Source organism: Pseudoalteromonas sp. CnMc7-15 (assembly GCF_022347925.1).
Lineage (GTDB): Bacteria > Pseudomonadota > Gammaproteobacteria > Enterobacterales > Alteromonadaceae > Pseudoalteromonas > Pseudoalteromonas ruthenica.
The window spans coordinates 281826-305453 of the sequence record NZ_JAKRFT010000001.1 but is presented as its reverse complement, the minus strand read 5'-3'; the positions used below and the strand labels follow the sequence as shown (position 1 = coordinate 305453).

At 49.1% G+C, this 23628-nt stretch carries 22 protein-coding genes; 12 read left to right on the top strand and 10 right to left on the bottom strand.

The window, feature by feature from the left end:
* Positions 1-183: 183 nt before the first annotated feature.
* Genes MHM95_RS01390 through MHM95_RS01355 form a run of 8 tightly spaced genes read right to left on the bottom strand, consistent with a single transcriptional unit; the run spans position 184 to position 8432 of the window.
* Positions 184-843 (bottom strand): CoA transferase subunit B, encoded by a 660-nt coding sequence (locus tag MHM95_RS01390; protein ID WP_045978812.1) that lies wholly within the window; start codon positions 841-843, stop codon positions 184-186.
* Between the two features lie 12 nt (positions 844-855).
* A complete protein-coding gene (locus tag MHM95_RS01385) occupies positions 856-1557 on the bottom strand; it encodes a CoA transferase subunit A (protein WP_045978811.1) in 702 nt (233 codons plus the stop codon).
* Between the two features lie 23 nt (positions 1558-1580).
* Entirely contained in the window at positions 1581-2486 is a 906-nt protein-coding gene (locus MHM95_RS01380; protein ID WP_239383996.1) for a hydroxymethylglutaryl-CoA lyase, read from the bottom strand.
* Entirely contained in the window at positions 2486-4438 is a 1953-nt protein-coding gene (locus MHM95_RS01375; protein ID WP_239383995.1) for an acetyl/propionyl/methylcrotonyl-CoA carboxylase subunit alpha, read from the bottom strand. The genes MHM95_RS01380 and MHM95_RS01375 overlap by 1 nt, the downstream gene beginning before the upstream one ends.
* A gap of 3 nt (positions 4439-4441) precedes the next feature.
* Entirely contained in the window at positions 4442-5218 is a 777-nt protein-coding gene (locus MHM95_RS01370; protein WP_053911614.1) for an enoyl-CoA hydratase-related protein, read from the bottom strand.
* Positions 5219-5227: 9 nt separating this feature from the next.
* Positions 5228-6835 carry a carboxyl transferase domain-containing protein gene (locus tag MHM95_RS01365; protein ID WP_239383994.1) on the bottom strand — a complete coding sequence of 536 codons (1608 nt, stop codon included), beginning with the start codon at positions 6833-6835 and terminating at the stop codon, positions 5228-5230.
* Positions 6836-6843: 8 nt separating this feature from the next.
* Positions 6844-8019, bottom strand: coding sequence for an isovaleryl-CoA dehydrogenase (locus MHM95_RS01360; protein ID WP_239383993.1), 1176 nt, complete (start codon positions 8017-8019; stop codon positions 6844-6846).
* 5 nt (positions 8020-8024) lie between these two features.
* Entirely contained in the window at positions 8025-8432 is a 408-nt protein-coding gene (locus MHM95_RS01355) for a MerR family DNA-binding transcriptional regulator (RefSeq protein ID WP_045978805.1), read from the bottom strand.
* Between the two features lie 293 nt (positions 8433-8725).
* On the opposite strand from MHM95_RS01355, the gene MHM95_RS01350 reads away from it, so the two are divergent.
* Genes MHM95_RS01350 through MHM95_RS01320 form a run of 7 tightly spaced genes read left to right on the top strand, consistent with a single transcriptional unit; the run spans position 8726 to position 16274 of the window.
* Positions 8726-9919 carry an acetyl-CoA C-acyltransferase gene (locus MHM95_RS01350; protein WP_239383992.1) on the top strand — a complete coding sequence of 398 codons (1194 nt, stop codon included), beginning with the start codon at positions 8726-8728 and terminating at the stop codon, positions 9917-9919.
* Positions 9920-9978: 59 nt separating this feature from the next.
* Complete coding sequence (locus MHM95_RS01345) at positions 9979-11469, top strand: CoA-acylating methylmalonate-semialdehyde dehydrogenase (protein WP_239383991.1); 1491 nt, start codon at positions 9979-9981, stop codon at positions 11467-11469.
* Positions 11470-11522: 53 nt separating this feature from the next.
* Positions 11523-12680, top strand: coding sequence for an acyl-CoA dehydrogenase family protein (locus MHM95_RS01340; RefSeq protein WP_239383990.1), 1158 nt, complete (start codon positions 11523-11525; stop codon positions 12678-12680).
* 9 nt (positions 12681-12689) lie between these two features.
* Positions 12690-13469 carry an enoyl-CoA hydratase gene (locus MHM95_RS01335; RefSeq protein ID WP_022944551.1) on the top strand — a complete coding sequence of 260 codons (780 nt, stop codon included), beginning with the start codon at positions 12690-12692 and terminating at the stop codon, positions 13467-13469.
* Complete coding sequence (locus MHM95_RS01330) at positions 13469-14602, top strand: enoyl-CoA hydratase/isomerase family protein (protein ID WP_022944550.1); 1134 nt, start codon at positions 13469-13471, stop codon at positions 14600-14602. Before MHM95_RS01335 ends, MHM95_RS01330 begins: the two co-directional genes overlap by 1 nt.
* Positions 14603-14610: 8 nt before the next feature.
* Positions 14611-15498 (top strand): 3-hydroxyisobutyrate dehydrogenase, encoded by an 888-nt coding sequence (gene mmsB, locus MHM95_RS01325; RefSeq protein ID WP_239383989.1) that lies wholly within the window; start codon positions 14611-14613, stop codon positions 15496-15498.
* Positions 15499-15500: 2 nt separating this feature from the next.
* Positions 15501-16274, top strand: a complete 774-nt coding sequence (locus tag MHM95_RS01320; protein WP_022944548.1) for an SDR family oxidoreductase — start codon at positions 15501-15503, stop codon at positions 16272-16274.
* 51 nt (positions 16275-16325) lie between these two features.
* Here the strand turns inward: MHM95_RS01320 and MHM95_RS01315 are convergent, their stop codons facing one another.
* Positions 16326-18059: a hypothetical protein gene (locus tag MHM95_RS01315; protein WP_239383988.1), complete on the bottom strand. Its 1734-nt coding sequence runs from the start codon at positions 18057-18059 to the stop codon at positions 16326-16328.
* Between the two features lie 160 nt (positions 18060-18219).
* Between MHM95_RS01315 and MHM95_RS01310 the strand changes: the two genes are divergently transcribed.
* Both MHM95_RS01310 and rmf read left to right on the top strand, forming a co-directional pair.
* Entirely contained in the window at positions 18220-20037 is a 1818-nt protein-coding gene (locus MHM95_RS01310) for a protein kinase (RefSeq protein WP_239383987.1), read from the top strand.
* A 455-nt stretch (positions 20038-20492) separates the two neighbouring features.
* Entirely contained in the window at positions 20493-20663 is a 171-nt protein-coding gene (gene rmf / locus MHM95_RS01305) for a ribosome modulation factor (protein ID WP_026111006.1), read from the top strand.
* A gap of 61 nt (positions 20664-20724) precedes the next feature.
* Here the strand turns inward: rmf and fabA are convergent, their stop codons facing one another.
* Positions 20725-21240, bottom strand: a complete 516-nt coding sequence (gene fabA, locus MHM95_RS01300) for a bifunctional 3-hydroxydecanoyl-ACP dehydratase/trans-2-decenoyl-ACP isomerase (protein WP_026111005.1) — start codon at positions 21238-21240, stop codon at positions 20725-20727.
* A gap of 238 nt (positions 21241-21478) precedes the next feature.
* Here fabA and MHM95_RS01295 point away from each other — a divergent pair, with 238 nt between their 5' ends.
* Genes MHM95_RS01295 through MHM95_RS01285 form a run of 3 tightly spaced genes read left to right on the top strand, consistent with a single transcriptional unit; the run spans position 21479 to position 23619 of the window.
* Positions 21479-22342 (top strand): 6-carboxytetrahydropterin synthase, encoded by an 864-nt coding sequence (locus MHM95_RS01295; protein WP_022944216.1) that lies wholly within the window; start codon positions 21479-21481, stop codon positions 22340-22342.
* Entirely contained in the window at positions 22335-23195 is an 861-nt protein-coding gene (locus tag MHM95_RS01290; protein ID WP_239383986.1) for a M23 family metallopeptidase, read from the top strand. The genes MHM95_RS01295 and MHM95_RS01290 overlap by 8 nt, the downstream gene beginning before the upstream one ends.
* Positions 23185-23619: an acyl-CoA thioesterase gene (locus MHM95_RS01285; protein WP_022944214.1), complete on the top strand. Its 435-nt coding sequence runs from the start codon at positions 23185-23187 to the stop codon at positions 23617-23619. The genes MHM95_RS01290 and MHM95_RS01285 overlap by 11 nt, the downstream gene beginning before the upstream one ends.
* Positions 23620-23628: the final 9 nt, after the last annotated feature.

Below are 23628 nucleotides of genomic sequence, written 5' to 3'. Positions count from 1 at the left end.
GTAGTAACTTAGCATGATTTTGTAACCAGCGGCATCATCGATGCGAGCACTGGAGAGTTACAAATGTAAGAAAATATGTTTAGTTATTTAAAGTATAAAAAAAACCCCTCAAATGAGGGGTTTTGGGTAACACAGTGCCAACTAGCACTGGGAATGAGGATGGTACATTAACGGGGTGTCCCGTTAGTCAAAGCGCATCTCGGGAACATCGCCTTCAACGATGAGTTTCCCTGCGGTTTTGCTGATTATTTCATCAACACTAACACCGGGTGCACGCTCTAGCAAATGGAACGCGCCGTCTTTGACTTCTAGCACTGCGAGGTCAGTCACTATCTTTTTAACGCAATTCACGCCGGTTAGCGGCAGTGTACATTGCTCTAGCAACTTCGAATCACCGTGCTTACTTGCATGGGTCATGGTGACGATAATGTTTTTCGCCCCCGCCACGAGATCCATGGCGCCGCCCATGCCTTTGATTAATTTCTTGGGGATCATCCACGAGGCGATGTTGCCTTGCTGATCCACTTCAAATGCACCGAGTACCGTCAAGTCTACATGACCACCACGGATCATGGCAAAGCTATCGGCGCTATTAAATATGGCTGCACCTGTGGCTGCTGTAACGGTTTCTTTACCCGCATTGATCATATCAGCATCGAGCTCATCTTCGCTGGGGTAGGGACCCATACCCAATAACCCGTTTTCTGATTGCAACATGACCTCAATGCCGTGCGGTACATAGTTGGCCACCAGCGTGGGAATACCAATACCTAGGTTAACGTAATATCCGTCTTCGAGCTCTTGCGCCACACGTTGGGCGATTTGTTCGCGGTTTAATGACATGCTCAGTACTCCTTAGGCAGTGCGTGTGGTAACACGTTCAATACGTTTTTCAAAATCGCCTTTGATAACGCGATTAACGTAAATCCCTGGGGTATGGATTTGGCTGGGCTCCAACTCGCCCGGCTCGACAATCTCTTCCACCTCAGCAACGGTAATTTTACCCGCCGTTGCGGCCATGGGGTTGAAGTTCATGGCCGTATGGCGAAATACCAAGTTGCCGTAGCGGTCGGCTTTCCACGCCTTAACAATGGCAAACTCACCGGTGACTGATTCTTCGAGAATATAGGGGCGACCATTAAATTCTTTCACTTCTTTGCCTTCGGCGACTGGTGTGCCGTAGCCAGTGGCGGTGTAAAAGGCTGGAATACCGGCACCGCCGGCGCGCATCTTCTCAGCCAAGGTGCCTTGTGGGGTGAGCTCAACTTCTAATTCGCCATCCAGCATTTGTCTTTCGAATAGGGCGTTTTCACCGACGTAAGACGCCATGATTTTTTTAATTTGTTTATCTTCGAGTAGCACACCAAGGCCGAAGTCATCCACGCCACAATTATTAGAAACCACGGTGAGGTCTTTCACCCCTAGGCGTTTAATTTCACTAATGAGGCCTTCTGGGATCCCGCACAGGCCAAAGCCGCCTGCGATCACGGTGTCACCGTCTTTAATTCCCGCCATTGCATCGGCGTAACTGGTGACTACTTTGTCAAAACCGGACATGTCTACGCACTCCTTCGTTGTTGTTATTGGTCACAGTGGGCAAGAACGGCGTTTGCGACCTTGCTTTGTGGTTGTTTATCAAGGGCGCGGCATATTGCTGCGCCTGTCTGTGCCAATCTTTGTAAATCAATACCTGGGTTGATGCCAAGCTTTTGTAATAGATAAACCACATCTTCGGTGGCAACATTTCCTGACGCGCCTTTGGCGTAGGGGCAACCACCGAGCCCCGCCACGGCACTGTCAATGGTGGCAATCCCCATTTTGAGCGCCGTGTAGATGTTACTGATGGCTTGGCCGTAAGTATCATGAAAGTGTACCGCCAGCTTGTCAGCGCTAATATCTTGCAATAGCACGCTCAGCAGGCTTTCTACTTGGTTGGCAGTGCCCACACCAATGGTGTCGCCAAGGCTGACTTCGTAACAGCCTAAATCGAGCAGCTGCTGGCTGACCTCGAGCACCTTTTGAGCGCTGATTTCGCCTTGATATGGGCACCCCAGCACACAGCTTACATAGCCGCGCACCTTGATGCCGTTAGCCTGAGCTAAAGCCACCACTGGGCGAAAGCGCTCAATGCTCTCATCAATGCTGCAATTAATGTTTTTGTTGGTGAAGGCTTCACTGGCCGCAGTAAAAATAGCAAATTCGCCCACCCCGGCTTGCAGTGCAAGCTCAGCTCCTTTTAGGTTGGGGGTCAGGGCGCTGAATAATACTTCATTGGGGCGCTCAATAGCGGCAAATACCGCGCTGGAGTCGGCCATTTGTGGCACCCACTTCGGTGAAACAAAGGCGCCACCCTCAATATGTTTAAGCCCAGCGTCACATAAACCATTTATCAGCGCGACCTTGGCAGCCAAGGGCACACTGGTTTCGTTTTGCAGGCCATCGCGGGCCCCAACTTCGACGATGCGCACTTGATTAGGCATGGCCATTAGCTGTGCTCCTCGACCACGGCAAGTAACGCGCCATGACTAACGAGCTCACCCTCGCCATAGCAATAACTGCTTAACACGCCATCATGAGGGGCATTAAGCGTATATTCCATTTTCATGGCTTCCATGACCACGATGGCATCGCCTTGAGAGACCTCAGCGCCAAGCGTTTGCAGGTGTTTGACCACTGTGCCATTCATTGGCGCGGCAAGGGCGTCGTTGGCACTTTGCTCAGCACCAATATAGTGCTTCGATGCCAGCTCAAACTGGAATTGCTGGGCGTCACGCATCACACACAAATGCTCGCTATCAACTGTGGCATCGGCGCTAAAGCGCTGGCCATCGACCACCACCACATAGTGGTTGCCATGGCGTTCGCCATTAATGTTATAGCGCTGACCATCAATATCCACCGACATCCCGGTGGTGGCCACATGCATAACCACATCGTGACCAATAAGCGGCACGGCAACTTCATTGACTGAGTTGAGTTTAAAGCCCGCTAAACGTTGCCACGGTGAGGCGCTCGATTGCTGAGTATTTAATTGGCAGAAATACACCCAAGCGGCCATCGCCAATGTATGGGCATCGGCTTGGGGCTCAACGGTCAATGCGTCGCTGTGACTGTCGATAAAGTGGGTATCCATGGTGCCTTGTTGCAACGGCTCGGCTTGAGTCAGCGCCAATAAAAAGCCAATATTCGCTTTTACCCCGGCAATATGAGTTTGTTTTAGGGCATCAGCCAAAAGCGCTAAGGCCTGCTCGCGGTTATCACCGGTAACAATAAGTTTGGCTACCATGGGGTCGTAAAACGGACTTATTTCATCGCCACTGGTCACCCCGGTATCAATACGTATCTGTGCGCTGGCCGGTGGAAATTGCACATGGGTGAGGGTGCCGCTACTGGGCATAAATTGCTGCGCCGGGTCTTCGGCGTAAATGCGTGCTTCAAAGCTGTGCCCGCTAATGCGTACCTGCTCTTGCGTTAATGGCAAAGGCTGCCCTGAAGCAATGGCAATTTGCCATTTCACTAAATCAACTCCGGTGACCATCTCCGTGACCGGGTGCTCAACCTGTAGTCGGGTGTTCATCTCCATAAAGAAGAACTCTTCACCACAGAGTAAAAACTCCACCGTACCGGCGCCGACATAATCAATGGCCTGCGCACAGCGCACAGCGGCTTCGCCCATAGCGGTGCGTAAGGCATCACTGAGTCCGGGGGCGGGGGCCTCTTCAATCACTTTTTGGTGACGGCGCTGCAAAGAGCAGTCGCGATCGCCAAGGTAGATGCAATTTCCCGACTTATCGGCAAACACTTGCACTTCAACGTGACGCGGGGTGTCCACATAGCGTTCAATGAGCACCAGATCATTGCCAAAACTGCTGGCTGCCTCGCGTTTTGCGCCCTCAAGGTGCTCGACGAAGTCGGCTTTGTCGCGCACTACGCGCATGCCTTTACCGCCGCCGCCATAGGCTGCCTTAATAAGTACGGGGTAACCGATTTTATCCGCCTCTTGGCGTAAAAACTCGGTGTCTTGTTGGTCGCCATAATAACCGGGAACCAGTGGCACATTAGCCGCTGCCATAATTTCTTTGGCGCGGGTTTTAGAGCCCATGGCTTCGATGCTTTTGGCACTGGGGCCAATAAACGTCAGGCCTTCGCGCTCGCAGCGCTCGGCAAAGGCTTCGTTTTCAGATAGGAAGCCGTAACCGGGGTGGATGCAGTCGGCCGCCGCCTGCTTGGCAACGCGAAACAAGGTCTCAATATCTAAATAGGATGACTTGCTTGGTGCCGGACCAATATGAAAGGCACTATCGGCTAATTTAACGTGCTGTGCATTGGCATCGGCGTCGGAATAGACGGCGATGGTGTGCAGCCCCATGGCCTTAGCACTGCGGATAATGCGGCAGGCGATTTCACCGCGATTGGCGATTAAAATTCGTTTTAACATAGCTTATCCTTGTTGTTGCCAGGCTGGAGCTTGCTTTTCAAAAAACGCCGTAAGCCCAGTTTGGCCCTCGTCGCTGACGCGGATCGCGGCGATACGCTCGGCGGTCAGTTGGCGTAAAGAATCATCGATGGGCTGATGAGCCACCTCGGCAATTAGGCGCTTCGCTGCTTTAACAGCTTGCGGGCCATTATCTGCTAATTTACTGAGCAGTTGCTCGGCGCTAGCGTCCAGATCGTCACTGAGCTCGTGAATCAGCCCGAGCGTTTGTGCTTGCTCAGCGTTAAATACCTCTGCGGTGAGGAAATAACGTCGTGCATTGCGCTCGCCCATGGCGTTGATCACGTAAGGACTGATCACGGCAGGAATAAGCCCCAGTTTGACCTCTGACAGGCAAAACTTGGCGCTGCTATCGGCGAGGGCAATGTCGCAACAGGCAATGAGTCCCAGCGCGCCGCCAAAAGCGGCCCCTTGCACTAAACACACCGTGGGCAGGGGACACTCATACAGCACCTGCATCAAGCGTGCGAGCTCCATGGAATCAGCAACGTTATCCTCGAAGCTATTATCCTTCATGGATTTCATCCAGTTTAAATCGGCCCCAGCGGAGAAGTGTTTGCCTTCACTTTTAAGTACCAAAGCGCGTACATCTAAGGTGCTGGCATGCTCGATACAGCGGATCATCTCGTTGATAAGCACATCGTCAAAGGCGTTGTGTTTTTCAACACGGGCCAAGGTTAAGATGGCGATGCGACTTTTAGTTATTGTTAATGTGACAGACATAGCGCCTCCTTACATCCTAAATATGCCAAACTCGGACTCTTTCGCTGGCGCATTGGTGGTGGCCTCAAGTGCCAAACCAAGTACTGAGCGGGTGTCGGCGGGGTCTATGATGCCGTCGTCCCAAAGCCTTGCACTGGCGTAGTAGGGGTGCCCTTGGCGCTCATACTGGTCAATGATGGGCTTTTTAAACTCGTTTAGCTGTTCATCGCTCATGGACTCGCCTTTGCGCGCTAGGCCATCTTGCTTCACTTGCGCTAATACCCCTGCGGCCTGCTCACCGCCCATCACCGAAATACGGGCGTTGGGCCACATCCACATCATGGTTGGCTCATAGGCGCGGCCACACATGCCGTAGTTACCGGCGCCATACGAGCCACCAATAAGAATGGTAAACTTAGGCACCTCGGCACAACTGACGGCGGTCACCATTTTCGCGCCGTGCTTGGCGATGCCCTCGGCCTCGTATTTCTGCCCGACCATAAAGCCGGTGATATTCTGCAAAAACACCAGTGGGATATTACGTTTGGCACACAGCTGAATAAAATGCGCGCCTTTTTGCGCCGACTCGCTAAACAACACGCCGTTGTTAGCAACAATGCCCACCGGGTGGCCGTAAATTTCGGCAAAGCCGGTCACTAGGGTCTCGCCAAAGTAGCGCTTAAATTCATCAAAAGAAGAGTCATCGACGACGCGCGCAATCACCTCGCGCACATCAAAGCTCTTTTTCAAGTCGGTGCCGACAATGCCGTAGAGCTCGTGGATATCGTAGCGTGGTGCCTTAATCTCTTTTAATACCGGCGCGACTGGGCGTACATGATTGGTGCGGGCAATACATTGGCGCGCAATCGACAGGGCGTGCTCGTCATTGTCAGCATAATGGTCAGCCACACCGGAGGTTTTACAATGCACATCGGCACCGCCTAAGTCTTCGGCGCTCACTTCTTCCCCGGTAGCCGCTTTAACCAAGGGAGGGCCGGCAAGGAAAATAGTGCCTTGCTCTTTGACAATAATACTTTCATCAGCCATGGCGGGAACATAGGCACCACCAGCGGTACACAGCCCCATGACCACGGCGATTTGCGGGATCCCTTTTGCCGACATGCGCGCCTGATTGTAGAAGATACGGCCAAAGTGTAGTTTATCGGGAAACACTTCGTCTTGCTCTGGCAGGTTAGCGCCGCCGGAGTCGACCAGATAAATACAAGGTAGGTGGCAACGCTCGGCAATTTCTTGAGCGCGCAGGTGCTTTTTCACCGTCAGCGGGAAGTAAGTGCCGCCTTTAACGGTGGCATCGTTACCGACAATCATGCACTCCACGCCTTGCACTCGACCAATCCCAGCAACCACACCGGCGCAGGGAATGTCTTGCTCATACACGCCGTGGGCGGCAAACTGGCCGATTTCCAAAAACGGCGAGCCCTCATCGAGCAAATGTTCAATACGGTCACGGACAAATAACTTGCCTCGGCTTTGATGGCGCTCCACGTATTTCGGACCGCCGCCGCCACGAATGGTGGCGGCGCGCTCATGAAGGTCTTGAACCAATGAGCGCATCGACTCGTCGTTAGTGAGAAACTGCGGGTCTTTAGGATTAATAGCAGAAGATAAAATCGTCATAACGCACCTTAGCGGCTTTCAGTGAATAGCTCGCGGCCAATTAGCATACGGCGAATTTCTGAGGTGCCAGCACCAATTTCATACAGCTTGGCATCACGCAGCAGGCGCCCAGTGGGGTATTCGTTTATGTAGCCATTGCCGCCCAGAATCTGAATTGCATCTAAGGCCATTTTTGTTGCTAGTTCAGCTGCGTATAAGATAACGCCGGCCGCATCTTTACGGGTGGTTTCGCCTCTGTCGCACGCTTGGGCAACGGTGTAAACATAGGAGCGTGCGGCATTCATTTGCGTATACATATCAGCAATTTTGCCCTGAATAAGTTGGAAGTTACCAATCGGGCTGTCGAACTGTTTACGCTCATGGATATAAGGAACGACCACATCCATACACGCTTGCATAATACCCAGCGGTCCGCCAGCGAGTACTACGCGCTCATAATCGAGGCCACTCATAAGTACTTTGACACCCTCATTAAGGTTGCCAAGAATGTTCTCTTCGGGCACGGCGCAATCCTCAAACACTAATTCACAGGTGTTTGAGCCACGCATCCCCAATTTATCGAGCTTTTGCGCTTGGCTGAATCCAGGAGTGCCACGCTCGACGATAAACGCGGTGATCCCTTTCGGGCCGGCGTTGGCATCGGTTTTGGCATAAATTACAAAGGTGTGAGCGTCAGGACCATTAGTGATCCACATCTTGTTGCCGTTTAGGATGTAGTGGTCGCCTTTTTTCTCCGCTTTTAAGCGCATAGACACCACGTCTGAACCGGCACCAGGTTCACTCATCGCCAATGCACCAATGTGCTCACCACTGACCAGCTTAGGCAGATATTTTTCTTTTTGTTGCTCGTTACCGTTACGGAAGATTTGGTTAACGCAAAGGTTAGAGTGTGCGCCATAGCTTAAACCAATTGAGGCGCTGGCACGGCTTACTTCTTCCATCGCAATAACATGTTCGAGATAACCTAAGCCGGCACCACCATATTGCTCATCTACCGTCATGCCTAGTAGCCCCATCTCACCAAATTTAGGCCACAGCTCATTGGGGAACATGTTTTTCTCGTCGGTTTGTTCTGCGAGCGGCGCAATTTCGGCGCTGGCGAATGAGTTTACGTGGGAGCGGATCATATCGGCTGTTTCCCCGAGGCCGAAGTTGAGTTCTTTATAAAGCGAAATTGTACTCATGGTGATTAATCCTGTTGTAAATGTGAGAGGGTTTCACGGCAGCGTTTCTCAGCCGTAACGAGTTCCATTAGCACGACTTTAATGTCGTCCATTTGCTGATTGAGGTGTGCTTTCTTTTCTTCGATAAGATCGAGCATAGTGACAAGCTGCTTGGCACTGGATTTGTCCGCATCATAAAGCTCGAACAATCGACCCGTTTCTGCTAGGGTGAAACCTAAGCGTTTACCGCGAAGGATCAGCTTCAAGCGCACTTTATCGCGTTTAGAATAGATTCTGGTTTGGCCATTTCGTCTCGGAGTAATAAGCCCTTGGTCTTCGTAAAAACGAATACTGCGGGTGGTTATATCAAACTCCTTGGCAAGCTCACTGATAGAGAACGTTTGCTCGCTGGCCGTTGGGCTTTGCTCTGTCATTGTCTTTTAGTCTTATCTACTACAAATTTTTAACACCAATATAAGTGAAGTTTACGTAAAGGTAAAGCTGCATTTGGTGCTCACTTTTATTCTTCTATTTTCTTTTCCATAAGCCCTGAAGCTAACTGTTTATAAGGCTTAGCTTAAACTCGCATTGTTTTTATAGGCGTAACTAGGCGGTGGCTGCTAAAGTTTACAGCGATTGAAATTTCATCATTTCACTTATCTAATTGACGTTGGCGTAAACGTAAATTTTATGTATGCTCAAGTGAAATTGATATGGAGAACACAGTATGAGTACACCATTGCAGGATAACGATATTGTTATTGTCAGTGCCCAGCGTACCGCCATGGGTGGTTTTATGGGTGCACTAAGCGGTGCCAGCGCCACTGAGTTGGGTGCTAGCGCAATCAAAGGCGCCTTAGCGAGCGTTAATCTAGATGCCGGCGAAATCGACGAAGTCATTATGGGTTGTGTTTTGCCCGCTGCTTTGGGACAAGCGCCTGCGCGTCAAGCGATGTTGAAAGCAGGTATGGAAAAGCACACTGGTGCAACAACCATTAATAAGGTGTGTGGCTCAGGTCTAAAAGCGGTAATGCTGGCTCATGACCTAATCAAAGCAGGCAGTGTTAATAGTGTTATCGCTGGTGGCATGGAAAGCATGTCAAATGCTCCTTATATGTTACCGAAGGCGCGCTCAGGCATGCGCATGGGCCACGGCGAAGTAAAAGACCATATGATGAAGGATGGCTTAGAGGACGCTTACGATAATCTCGCGATGGGGTGTTTTGCACAAAGCACTGCCGATCAATACGACATGACTCGTGAGCAAATGGACGAATTTGCGCTTAACTCACTGGCTAAAGCCAATAAAGCGATTGAAAGCGGGGCCTTTAAAACGGAAATCACCGCGCACACTATCAGCAGTCGTAAAGGAGACGTGACAGTGGAGGTGGATGAGCAACCGGGGAACGCCCGTCCAGATAAAATTCCGTCACTGCGCCCAGCGTTTAAAAAAGACGGCACCATCACCGCAGCAAACTCTTCGTCAATCTCCGATGGCGCTGCGGCACTTGTGGTAATGAGCTATGGCGAAGCGCAAAAGCAAGGCATGACCCCCATTGCCCGGATCAGCGGACACAGCACCCACTCACGTTTACCGGCTGAATTTACCATCGCCCCTGTTGGCGCTATGGAGAAGCTATTGAAAAAGCTTGATTGGCAAGTAGACGACGTTGATTTATGGGAAATCAATGAAGCCTTTGCCATGGTCACGATGCTGGCTATTAATGAAATGAAACTTGATGCTGACAAAGTCAATGTCCACGGCGGCGCGTGTGCACTTGGCCATCCAATTGGAGCCAGTGGTGCACGAATTTTGACCACGCTAATTCATGCGTTGCGTAATCAAGGCAAACAGCGCGGTGTCGCGTCACTGTGTATCGGCGGCGGTGAAGCCGTTGCTTTAGCTATCGAAACACTTTAATTTTTTCGCGCCCATAATTACTACAACACTGGGCGCTGCTATTTTGGGGAGTATGCATCATGCATCAGGTACCACTTTATATCGGCGGCGAAATGCGCCAATCCACATCATCACAATGGCTGGATGTTCTTAACCCAGCAAACCAAGAAGTCTTGGCGCAAGTGCCACTGGCTACCGAAGACGAAGTCAATGAGGCGATTGCCTCAGCTAAAGAAGCGTTTAAAACGTGGAAAGATGTGCCGGTCACTGAGCGAGCACGCATTATGATGCGTTATGCGCAGTTACTAAAAGAGCATCATGATGAAATAGCTACAATTATCTGCCATGAGTTAGGTAAAACTTTTGAAGATGCCAAAGGCGACGTTTGGCGTGGTATTGAGGTTGTTGAGCAAGCGGCGAACGCCCCATCAAATATGATGGGGGAGACGGTTTCTAACGTTGCCCGCAATATTGATACCTATTCATTAATCCAACCTTTAGGGGTGTGTGCGGGGATCACCCCGTTTAACTTCCCGGCGATGATCCCACTGTGGATGTTCCCACTGGCTATCGTTTGTGGCAATACCTTTGTCCTTAAGCCCTCTGAGCAAGATCCGCTCACGCCGATGCGTCTAGTGGAGTTATTTGAAGAGGCCGGTGCACCTAAAGGGGTATTGCAGGTGGTGCATGGCGCAAAAGATCAGGTTAATCAGATCCTAGAGCATGATGATGTACGCGCTATCTCGTTTGTCGGCTCCTGTGCAGTAGGTCAATACATTTACGATAAAGGCACCGCTAACCTCAAACGCGTGCAGTGCTGTGTGGGCGCTAAAAACCACCTCGTGGTGATGCCAGATGCGCATAAAGAGAATGTTATTAATAACCTAGTGGGCTCTTCTGTTGGCGCCGCAGGGCAACGCTGTATGGGTATTTCAGTGGCGGTGTTCGTGGGTCAGTCAAAGCAATGGGTTGATGATTTGAAAACTGCGTTGAGCAAAGTACACCCAGGTACTTGGGATAATCAAGATGCTGCGTATGGCCCGCAAACCACCGCTGCGGCCAAAGAGCGTATTCTCTCTTTGATTGCCAAAGGTAAAGAAGAAGGTGCCGAGTGTTTGCTTGATGGTTCAGATTGCACTGTCGAAGGCTATGAGAAGGGCAACTGGGTGGGGCCAACTTTATTTGCCAATGTGACTTCAGACATGGCTATCTACCGCGAGGAAATTTTTGGCCCGGTACTGTGCTGTGTGTTTGTGGATACCTTGGAAGAGGCCATCGCCTTAATCAACGACAACCCTTATGGCAATGGTACGTCGCTATTTACCGCCAGTGGCGCAGCGGCACGTAAATTCCAGCACCATATTGAAGTGGGTCAGGTGGGTATCAATGTGCCAATTCCTGTGCCGTTACCGTTTTTCTCCTTTACTGGCTGGAAGGGCTCGTTTTATGGCGACCAGCATACCTATGGCAAACAAGGTGTGCGTTTTTACACCGAGACCAAAACCATCACCGCACGTTGGTTTGAAGACGACGCAGTCAGCGGTCCCAATATGAGCATCAACCTAAAATAACTGGTTCGGCCGGTTAAATCCGGCCGCTATGTAAGTAGTAAAGAGAGTGCATTATGGATTTTAACCTTACAGAAGACCAACAAGCCTTTGCCGATATGGCTGAGCGTTTTGCTGCCCAAGAGTTGGCCCCGTTTGCAGCTAAATGGGACCAAGAACATATTTTTCCAATAGAGACCCTACAAAAAGCCGGTGAGCTGGGCTTTTGTGGACTCTATACTCCGGAAGAAGTCGGTGGTCTAGGGCTGTCACGTCTTGACTCAAGCATTATTTTCGAGCAGCTAGCTAAGGGCTGTACCGCCACAACCGCCATGCTTACTATCCACAATATGGCAACGTGGATGGTCGCAAGCTTTGGTACTGATAGCGCCAAGGAGCGTTATTGCCCTGAGCTTGTCACCGGTGAAAAACTGGCTTCGTATTGTCTAACCGAGCCAGGCAGTGGCTCCGATGCGGCGTCGCTAAAAACAAAAGCGGTTCGTGACAGGGATGATTATCTGATCAGCGGCTCAAAAATGTTTATTTCCGGCGCTGGCAGTACTCAGGTGTTAGTAGTGATGGCTCGCACCGGCGAAGCAGGGCCCAAGGGCATTAGCGCTTTTGTTGTGCCTGCCGATGCCGAAGGGATCAGCTATGGTAAAGCCGAAGAAAAAATGGGCTGGAACGCGCAACCAACTCGTTTGGTCACGTTTGAAAATGTACGCATTCCTCAAGACCATTTGTTAGGTCAAGAGGGCGAGGGCTTTAAGTTTGCTATGCAAGGGCTTGATGGTGGCCGCATTAATATTGCGACCTGCTCATTAGGTACGGCGCAGCAGGCATTGAACACCGCCAAAGAGTATCTAAAAGAGCGTGAACAATTTGGTAAGCCATTAGCGGCGTTTCAGGCACTGCAATTTAAACTCGCAGATATGAACACCGAACTGGTGGCGGCCCGACAAATGATCCGCTTAGCGGCGTTTAAGCTCGACAGCAATGACAGTGAAAAAACCACTTACTGCGCCATGGCTAAACGCTTTGCCACCGATGTGGGCGTAAAGGTCTGCGATGATGCACTGCAAATTCATGGCGGTTATGGCTATATCAAAGAATACCCATTGGAGCGCCACCTTCGTGATGTGCGCGTACATCAAATTTTAGAAGGCACTAACGAAATCATGCGAGTGATCATTGCGCGTCGTATTTTGGCCGATCACGTCAGCGAAATTCTATAAGGAGTCATTATGTCCTCAGCACAAATAAAGTTGGAAAAACGTGGCCACACCGCCATTTTAACAATGAGCAACCCACCGGCTAATACGTGGACGAAAGAGACACTGACAGCACTTAAAGAGCAGGTTGAAGCCCTAAACGCCGACAAGGACATTTTTGCCTTGGTGCTTACCGGGGAAGGAGAAAAGTTTTTCTCTGCTGGGGCCGATTTAAATGTGTTTGCCAGTGGCGATAAAGGCGTTGCTGCACAAATGTCACAAGTATTTGGCGCCGCCTTTGAAACCTTAAGCGATTTTCGTGGTGTGTCTATTGCTGCCATCAATGGTTTTGCTATGGGCGGAGGCTTGGAAGTGGCCTTAGCCTGTGATATTCGCATCGCCGAAGAGCAAGCGCAGATGGCCTTACCTGAGGCTAAAGTGGGTCTACTTCCGTGTGCTGGTGGCACTCAAAATTTGGCGCTCTTAGTTGGTGAAGGTTGGGCTAAGCGCATGATTTTGTGTGGTGAGCGTATTAAAGCGGACAAAGCGCATAGCATAGGCTTAATTGAAGAGGTCGTTGGCAGCGGTGAAAGCTTAGATAAAGCTCTTGCCCTCGCTGAGCAGGTAGGTGAGCAAAGCCCAGTCGCGGTCAGCTATTGTAAAACTCTTATTCAGCAGGGGCGTCATGGCGATATTCGCAGCGCTTTGCCACTTGAACGCGAGTTATTCGTGAAGCTATTCGACACCCAGGACCAAACCGAGGGCGTTAACGCGTTCCTTGAAAAGCGTAAAGCGAAGTGGGTGAATGGCTAATGGACGAACTTATCCCGTTAAATAATCAAGACGCCGAAGTTGTCTTTGAACTGGCTCAGTGTAGCAACGGTTCTAAAATTGGATTGGCAACGCTCAATGTCCCTAAGGCTCTCAACGCGCTGAACTTGAATATGATTCGCTTGCTTGATAAGCAATTGAAGCATTGGGCCGATGACGATGAATTAGCCTTTGTAGTTCTTAAGGGGATGGGTGATAAAGCGTTTTGTGCTGGTGGTGATGTCGTCAGCTTGCACAGCGCTATGGCTACAGGGGAGCCTGCAGACTATGGGCAAACCTTTTTCAGTGAGGAATACCGTCTTGATTATGCCATCCACTGTTACAACAAACCGATTGTTGTGTGGGGCGATGGCATTATCATGGGCGGCGGTATGGGCCTAATGGCTGGCGCCAGTCATCGGGTGGTCACTGAGCGCTCAAAGCTTGCGATGCCGGAGATCACCATTGGCTTGTATCCTGACGTAGGCGCGAGCTACTTTTTGCAAAAAGCACCGGACAACATTGGCTTGTTCTTAGGCCTGACCGGGGCATTGATGAATGCCGATGATGCGCGCTTCGCTGCCCTTGCCGATCACAGTATCGATAGCAACAAGTTTACCGCCTTACTGGCAACCTTGTGCGAGCAGAGTTGGGGCAAAGTGGCTGCACTTAATCATGATAAGCTCACTCAACTTTTGAAGAAGTTTGATGGTGAGTCAAAAACCATGGAAAAAGGTGGCCTGCGCACTCATTTGAACACCATAAATCGTATGAGCGAATACAGCGATTTAGCAGGTAAGGTAAACTACCTTACGGGTATAGAAAGTGATGATAAATGGTTAGCTAAAGCCGTAAAAACGCTGAAGCATGGATGTCCGCTAAGTGCTCACCTGGTATTTGAACAACTTAAGCGTGCTCAAGGGCTGTCACTCAAAGCCTGCTTCAAAATGGAGCTGGGTATGTCGGTGACGTGCTGTGAAGTGGGTGAGTTTCAAGAAGGGGTGCGCGCATTGCTGATAGACAAAGACATGAGTCCGCAGTGGCAATACCCAAGTTTGCAAGAGGTACCTGAGTCGGTAATTGAGCGCTTTTTTAATCGCCAGTGGCGTGAACACCCACTTGAAACCCTAGTCTAGGAGGCAGCATGGCAAAAATAGGATTTATTGGTTTAGGTAATATGGGTGCGCCTATGGCGCGTAACCTAATTAAGGCTGGCCACGCGGTGAGCGTGTTTGATTTAAACAAGCAGGTGGTCAACGAGCTTGCCGATGAAGGCGCGCATGCAGGTACAACCGCTGATGAGGTCACCCACGGCGCACAGTTTGTGATCTCCATGTTGCCAGCGGCAAAGCATGTTAAGTCGCTGTACTTGGCAGACGATGGTTTAATCCATCATTTAGCCAGTGACACCGTAGTGATTGACTGTTCAACCATTGATGCGGCCAGTGCCACTGAAGTCGGACAAGCCTTAGCCGATAAGGGCATTGCCTTTGTCGATGCGCCCGTCTCGGGCGGCGTCGCTGGAGCCAGTGCTGGTACCTTGACCTTTATTGTTGGTGGCGCTAAGACTCACTTTAATGCCGTGCAACCGGTCCTGGAAGATATGGGGAAAAATATCTTCCATGCTGGCGATATTGGCGCCGGTCAGGTGGCAAAAATCTGCAATAACATGCTGCTGAGTATTTTAATGGCCGGGACCAGTGAAGCTCTGCAAATGGGCATCAATCACGGCTTAGACCCCAAAGTGCTGTCGGACATCATGGTCAATAGCTCGGGGCGGAACTGGACGTTAGAATTGTACAATCCTTGCCCTGGGGTACTGGAAAACGCGCCATCAAGCAATAACTATCAGCCCGGTTTTATGGTCGATTTAATGGCCAAAGATTTGGGCTTAGCACTAGAAGCCGCTCAGAATTCTGGCTCGGTTACCCCTTTAGGGGCGCTCAGCAAAAACTTGTACACCCTGCTACAAAACCAAGGGGCAGGGGCGCAAGACTTCAGTGCTATATTCAATTTATTCGAGAAGAAGTAATCATGGAATTAAACAACAAAGTAGTCGTTGTCACCGGTGGAGCCCAAGGTTTGGGATTATCGATGGCCGCTATGGCGGCGAAAGCCGGTGCACATTTGGCGCTGATTGATATGGACAGCGCTTTATTAGACGAGGCGATAGCACAGCTAAAAACCCACAGCACGCTCGCCGATGCCAAAATCCAAGGCTATATCTGCAATGTCAGCGTTGAACAAGAAGTTGAGCAGACATTCGCTGCTATAGCGAAAGACTTTGGTGCTATCCACGGCTTGATAAACAATGCCGGCATCTTGCGTGATGGTTTATTTATCAAGGCGAAAGAGGGCAAGGTGGTCGATAAAATGTCACTAAGCCAATTTCAATCGGTCATTGATGTTAACCTGACCGGGGTGTTCTTGTGCGGGCGCGAAGCCGCCGTGCACATGGTGGAGCACGCCGAGGGCGGGGTGATTATTAATATGTCCAGTGTGGCTCGTTCCGGAAACATGGGGCAAACTAACTATTCAGCAGCTAAAGCGGGTGTAGTGGCCATGACCACAAGCTGGGCTAAAGAGCTTGGTCGTTATGGTATTCGTGTGGGTGCCATTGCACCTGGCGTGATCCGCACCAAAATGACCGATGCAATGAAGCCTGAAGCGAAAGAGCGTCTTGTTAAAATGAAGCCGGTGGGCCGTTTAGGTGAAGCAGAAGAAATCGCGCATACGGCGAAGTACATCTTCGAAAATGATTTCTTTACCGGTCGCGTGGTCGAGATAGACGGCGGTATTCGCCTGTAGTATTGGCAAGCTAAAAATAGCAAAGGGCGCTGTTAGCGCCCTTTTTAGTGGTTATTTACTTTTGCTGATATTGGTTTCAGATTTCATCTCAATGCCGTTGTCGGTGATATCTGTTGTCAATGATAGCTTCATGTTTTGCTTAGCCAACGAGTGGATTTCAGGTGGCAATTCTTCACCTGTACTGGCGGCGGCTTCAAGGACAATGTCCATCATCGGTGCAAATTGCAGGCTCATACCTAATACACCGTTGGCATCCACTGCTTGTGAACTCATGTCAGCGGCGAGCGCCGTTGATTTTTCACCATTGTATACAGTGATGTGCTGACCGTTTATAGCCAGTTGAGCATCCACATTACCGCTGGCAGGCACTGGCATAATTTCATTCATCGAAATAGCCGTGCCATCACTCGGGATTTCAATTTGTGCTAGCTGCGGCACTAACCCTTTTGCGGTGTTTATGAGTGTTGTTGGATCATCGGCGCTAAGCGTGACTAACGCATCAATATCACTTACTTGTGGGGTATAGCCACTGAAATCCATCACCACATTTTGTACGCTAACGCTGATCCCTTTTACTCCGGCAGCCATGCCGGTGGCCATCGCCATAGCCATTGGGTTTGATTGTTTCGCTTGCTGTTGTGCCATCATTAGCGGCTCACAGGTAAACTCAGCCTGCGTAAATGCGTTCCAAACGGTATTAGCAAGTGGTGCAAGTTTACCCACATCGATACCGTAACCGACGCTAAATAAGCCATCGTCTTTATTGGTCACGTGACTTGGAATAAAGCCGCGAACAGTTTGTAACGCGCCCAAAATATCTTTATCCGTGCTTTCAATCACAATATCCGCATCAAAGTCGGCGCTGCTGTCACTGACTTTGACATTTGACGTGCCAGAGACGATAGCGGGCCATTTCGCTGCAATAGCTGGAATGTCTGCTTTACAACCAGGGGTGCGCAAAGCTTGCATTGCTTGTGCTTGGCCCATTTTCGTAAGGATGGCATCAAGCATACTGCTTAAACGTGAAGGTTTGTCAGCGACTGCTGCTGAAGCTAATGCTTCAAAGTTAACGTAGCTAATCGAGCTGCCGTCCCACTGATACTTATTGATGTAGTCATTAACACGATTGGAGCTGTTTAAACTTGTTTGCGCTTTTTCAGTGGCAAGGGCTAAGGCAAGGTCATCTTGATTGTTGAATTCACTATCTAGGGTCACTGTTAGCCAGTTATCTTTAATCGCAGCGATAATCGCCACAGAGCTGCTGTCATCAAGTGCAAGGGTAAAACGGGTGTAAGACTGCGAATTCAATGATTCATCAGCGTAGCTTATGCCTGCGTTGTCGGCTGCTTTTTTCAGCGTACTGATAAAGTTTTGCGGCTGTTCGAGCTCAGCGCGCATTACCGGCATTAAACCAATAGCGTACCCTAGGTAGCGTAGGTCATTACCAATGCCCCACGTTTGCGTATAACTGCCATCGCGTACGCTACTCTCGTATTGGTTTAGCAGTTCGAAGAAGAATACGGCGTTAACGTTTCCTTGAGCCTTTGCACGTTCGATAGCTTGGGTGAGCTCTTCGTCGGTGCCGCTGGACATCATGTCAGATGGCAACAACTGTGCGTATTGCTTATATGGAAACGGTTTTAACTGTGAAGCAAAAAAGACAGTATCAGCAGGCACATAATCTAGCTCAGCCATACTCGCGCCGCCGCCAGCACCTTGGTTTGAATAATAAAGGCCTGCCGCCACAGCAGCGGCAACAGCACCGCCGATTAGTACTTTTTTCATGGGAATTCCCTTTCGTTGTCGTTCAAAGCGTAAAAGAATACGTTATTGCCGTTTTTAGGACAAGCATTTTAGGTGCGCAAAGTGGTGCTTTATGTTGTCGAATATGTAACAAAAAGCGTAAACTTAGCAATTAGTTAGCAGATAACACCCAGAGGCAAGCTTGGCGCAGCGGGCAATCACCAATTTTTATATTAATGAAGAGCAATCTATTTATTTGCTCTCCCATCGCGATGCTAAAAAGCATAAGCAATGGCTGAATATATGCATTAAACAGCTCACCATGCTGGGCTATAAAAATGTTGAGTTAATTGGCTCCGGCGCATTTGGTTTTGTGTTCGCAGGTATTGATGATAGGCAACAACACTGGGTGTTTAAATTCTCTCGTATTACCTTAGCGCAATCAGTGCGCGATAGGCTCGAAGACGAAGCCCATATGCTTTCACGTTTTGATCATCCGATGATCCCGCAATTTTATGCCTTTGAGCGGGTAAAAAAGCAAGGCATATTGATGATGGCGCGAGCTGAGGGTGAAGACTTAGAGCAATTATCTATTCGCCAAGGCAAGTTTACTGCCAAGCAACTTCTCGATTTAGCGCTGCAGCTCCACCAGTTATTACACGTATTACGAAACTACCGAGGTGGGATCACTCCTATGCCCGTTGTTCATGGGGATATTAAGCCTTCCAATTTGGTCTGGGATGAGCGCAGCAAAACCTTGTCACTGGTTGATTGGGGGAGCTCTGTTTATGCGCAGCTGGATGCCAGTGGGCAGCCCATTGCCGCAAATGTGATGGACTTAATGTCTGCGGATGTAACCAATACCAACGCGCGCATGGGGGATGTCTACTTTATTGGTGATGAGCAAATGTCTGGGGCGCAATCGTCTCCGCGTTTTGACGAGCAGGGGGTGGCGTCAACGTTGTACGCGCTGGCGTCAGCGCAGTCGTGCCGTTTTGGTGCGCAAGTGATACCTGCTGCATCGCTGGGGTTACCCAAAGAATTTGCCCGGGTGATTGATGCCATGCTCAGCAAAGACAAGGCAACGCGCGACGCCGGCGGCGACTATTTTATGCGTAATATGCCGACCATGGCCCGCGCCTATGTTCCTGATAATCCGGTGGTTCGGGATAAAGCATTGATCCCCGTTTGGAAAGCGCAGGTAGCGACTTTGCCCGATACGGTAGTGTACAGCTCGCGTAAGCAGTTTTTGCGTCAGGCAGACAGTCAACAGCGGTTGGTTGATGTTAATGATGCGCAATTGGAGCGCTATTACCGAGAATTTTTATTTGATACCGGTGATACTGAAAAAGCGTTTTTGGCAGCGATCAGCCGCTTGGCTAAATACCCCGTTGTGGGCGGTTTGAGCTTTCACTGGAAGCAGTCATCACTGTTTGTTGAATCAAGCTTAATCTTGTATGACGAGTCATTAGAGCCTTCATTCCAAGATGCGGTAGATAACACCGTGAAGTTGGCGCAAGGGATCACCCAAAAAGGGTTATTTAAATGTTGTCTATTCGATGCCCGACAAACAATTCAACTTGAGCGTGATGCCACCGGTGCCTTTAAGTTCGAGCAACTGCCACAATTGCATTATGACGTTATTAATATACCCGGTACTGAGATGCTGAGGCCGCATTCTTATTTTGAAGATGGTAAAGACCCGGATGAGCAGCTACAGCTTCCCAAGAAAATCATTCAATGCGTATTTGAGCTTAATAAAATACATCACACCGGATGCATCATTTTTGAATCTTTGCCCCAACGTTTGAAGATACACCATTATTATCGGTTATTGGATGCCAGCCAAGAAGTGCGGTTTGGTCAACTACTTGATGAGATTATGCAATACGCGATGGCCATTGACGGCATAGGTGTTGCGGGCTTTATGAAACTCCCGTACAAAAACACGCGAGAGTTCGAATTGTGCGCCGTGCAGAGCGAAGACTTCCTGGCAAAAAATCCTAAAAAACATAATTGAGCCAGTAATCACGTGCACTGTGCATGACTAAGCACATAACAAAGCCAGCTTGGTGTTGAACTTAGAGTTAGCGTTATACATGAACATAAATTATGGCAAATTTGTGTCAAATTAAGGGTTGAATTTAAGGTCAATAGACGGCAGATTAGAACTAAGGGCAGGAACTTTTTTAGCGAAACCACTGTCTTTATTTACAAGCGTTAAGCGCGTGTTTGGTCATTTTAGCGCGCGCGAAAATCCACGTAAAAATAGTCCAATAAAAAGGTCGGCGAACGCGAGGTACGACCACTGAAATTTTTCAAAACTAAATTTAATCCGCGCTCAGCCAGTTAGGGTTTGTCAATAGGCAAAGGTTAAATTTGTTGATTGCAAGTGACAGTTTTATTAACTATCCATTAAATGTAGATGACCGATTCACTACAACGTATCAAAACTATAATGGTGAGGACTTACCTATGAAGAGACAAAAGCGTGATCGTCTAGAACGTGCACATTCTCAAGGTTATAAAGCAGGCATGGCAGGCCGTTCAAAAGAACATTGCCCCTACCAACAAATAGATCCACGATCACAATGGCTCGGAGGGTGGCGTGAAGCCGTCGAAGACCGCTCTATGTATAAAGTATAAAGAGCAAACGAATAAAAGAACGCCGCAATTACGCGGCGTTTTTCGTCTCTAGCGTCTACATTTAAAAAGCGCTGGTATCTTGGAATAAACCCACTTTTAGATCTTTAGCTTCATAAATAACGCGGCCGTCTACTTCCACTGTGCCATCGGCCATACCCATGAATAATTTACGCTTAATCACGCGTTTCATCTGGACACGGTAAGTTACTTTTTTAGCAGTAGGCAAAATTTGTCCGGTGAATTTTACTTCACCTACACCCAAGGCGCGTCCTAAGCCAGGGCCGCCAGACCAACCAAGGAAAAAGCCAACGATCTGCCACATTGCATCGAGGCCAAGGCAGCCGGGCATCACCGGATCGCCTTTAAAGTGACAATCAAAAAACCATAGGTCGGGGTTAATATCGAGTTCAGCGACAATTTCGCCTTTACCGTATTGGCCACCGTCATCAGTGATTGAGGTGATACGGTCCATCATCAACATGTTATCGATAGGCAAGCGGCAGTTACCTTCGCCGAACATTTCACCTTGGCCACATGAAACCAAGTCTTCTTTGGAGTAGCTATTTTTTTGTTCCATAACACACTTTATTGTCGAAAATTTGCCAGCTACTTTAGCGTACACTTGTACGCTAAACAACTCTGAACAGTGCTTTAGGATGTTATTTTTACGCCATTTTTGTGTCTGTAGTGTGACTACTTAGTTATTGCTACGTAGCAATGTTGGATTTATCACCAAGGATTTAAATTCAGGCAGCATTTTTACTTCATCCCTTGTATAATTGCGACATCTTCTCAACTGCATGCAAGGACAGTGTATGACGCTCTTCGTCAACGACTTAACCGTGATTGATTTCTCCTTTTTTTGCCCCCAGCGCGGCCCGGTTGGTGAGAGTTGGATTGTTGACTTGACTTTAGACGGCGATTTAAACGATGAATCCATGTTGCTTGACTTTGGTTTAGTGAAAAAACAAATCAAGGGCATTATTGATAACAGTGTTGACCACACCCTGGCGGTACCCACTAAAGCCAATATCGATATCCTTCAGGGCGATGACAAAGTGACGCTGGAAAGTAACTTTGGCGATAACAACGAACACCATTTCGCTATGAGCGGCCCAAAGCAAGCGGTTTGCTTGATTGACGCACCGAGTATTAATGAGCAAGTAGTGACCGAGTATCTAGTCGCAGAAATCACTCCTCAGCTGCCAGAGAACGTCAAAGGTATTACTTTGACGTTGCGTGCTGAGCAGCATCAGAGCTTTTATTATCATTATTCTCATGGCCTAAAAAAACACGACGGCAACTGCCAGCGAATTGTTCATGGCCACCGCTCAACGTTAGGCGTTTGGCTAGATGGTATGGCCATGCCCAGTGTGCAAAAGCAGTGGGCGCAGCGTTGGGCTGATATTTACTTGGTCAGCGAAGAGGATGTGGTGGAGGCTGCACACTTACAAGATATAAGCGCAGCACCGGGAGACATCTGTAGCCGTTACCATGCTAATCAAGGTGAGTTTGAATTGGCAATCAGTGCAAAGCGTACTGAGGTACTGCCTTGTGATACCACAGTCGAATGTATCGCCGATTATATGGCCAAGCAAATTAAGCAAGCTTACCCGGATAAGCAAGTAGAGGTTCGCGCCTATGAAGGTGTAGGCAAAGGGGCGATTGGTTATGCTTAAACGTATTGCAATCACCGCCTTGCTCCTAGGGGCATCATTGTGTGCGCCCATTAATGGCGAAGCCCAAGAGCTGCCGACCCCATTGATTAAAGGTCAGTTGACCCAAGGCGGTATGGTTATAGGGCAGCTACAAGATGCTAAAAAGGTCGTTTTTGCTGAGCGCGAGCTTAAGCTTAGCAAAGATGGCTATTTTGTTTTTGGCTTCGGCCGTGATGCACAAACTGATCAGCAATTAAAGTGGCAAAGTCAAGATGAGCAATGGCATCAACTTGATTTCAGCATTGCGGAGCGCGAGTATCAAATAGATAAAATAGAAGGTGTGGCAAGTAAATATGTCGCCCCACCTGAAAAGGTTTTAGAGCGCATCCGTAACGATGCAAAACTGGTTCGCCAAGCGCGTGCTAACAACAGTGAACGCACGGCGTTCCTTGAGCCGGTATATCGTCCTGCAGTGGGTCGAATCTCCGGTGTGTATGGCAGCCAGCGTTACTTTAACGGCACCCCTAAACGGCCACACTTTGGTCTCGACATCGCTAACAAGACAGGTACACCTATCTATGCACCAATCAGTGGTGAAGTCGTGATGGCGCATCCTGAGCTTTATTATTCCGGTGGCACCGTTATTTTAGACCATGGTTATGGCATTACCTCCACTTATATTCACATGCACAAGGTGTTGGTTGATGTGGGGGATACCGTGAAAACCGGCGATGTGATAGGGCAAATAGGGGCTACTGGCCGGGTAACTGGCCCCCATTTAGATTGGCGTTTCAATTGGTTTAATGAACGATTGGATCCACAATTACTTATGATTGATACATTAGCGAGTGAAGTTAATACGAATGAGCAGTAAGTTAGATAAAGAAGCCGTTGTTGCACAGCGCATAGAAGATTCTGAAACATCGGTGACTAAAACCGTGTTCCCTGGGCGTACCAACCATCATAATACCTTATTTGGTGGCGATGCACTGGCATGGATGGATGAAGCGGCATTTATTGCAGCCACCCGTTTTTGTCGCAAGCCATTAGTGACTATTTCGTCCGACCGTGTCGATTTTAAAGAAGCAATACCAGCGGGCACATTTGCTGAATTGGTTTCTCGTGTAGTCCATGTGGGCAATACCAGCTTAAAAGTGGATGTGGAGATATTTCTTGAAACCATGCACCGCGATGACAAACATTTAGCGATTCGTGGCAGCTTTACCTTTGTTGCTGTGGATGACAATCACAGGCCAACGCCTGTAGTGTGCGAACGCATGCTCAACGGGTTTAAATAAATTCTTATT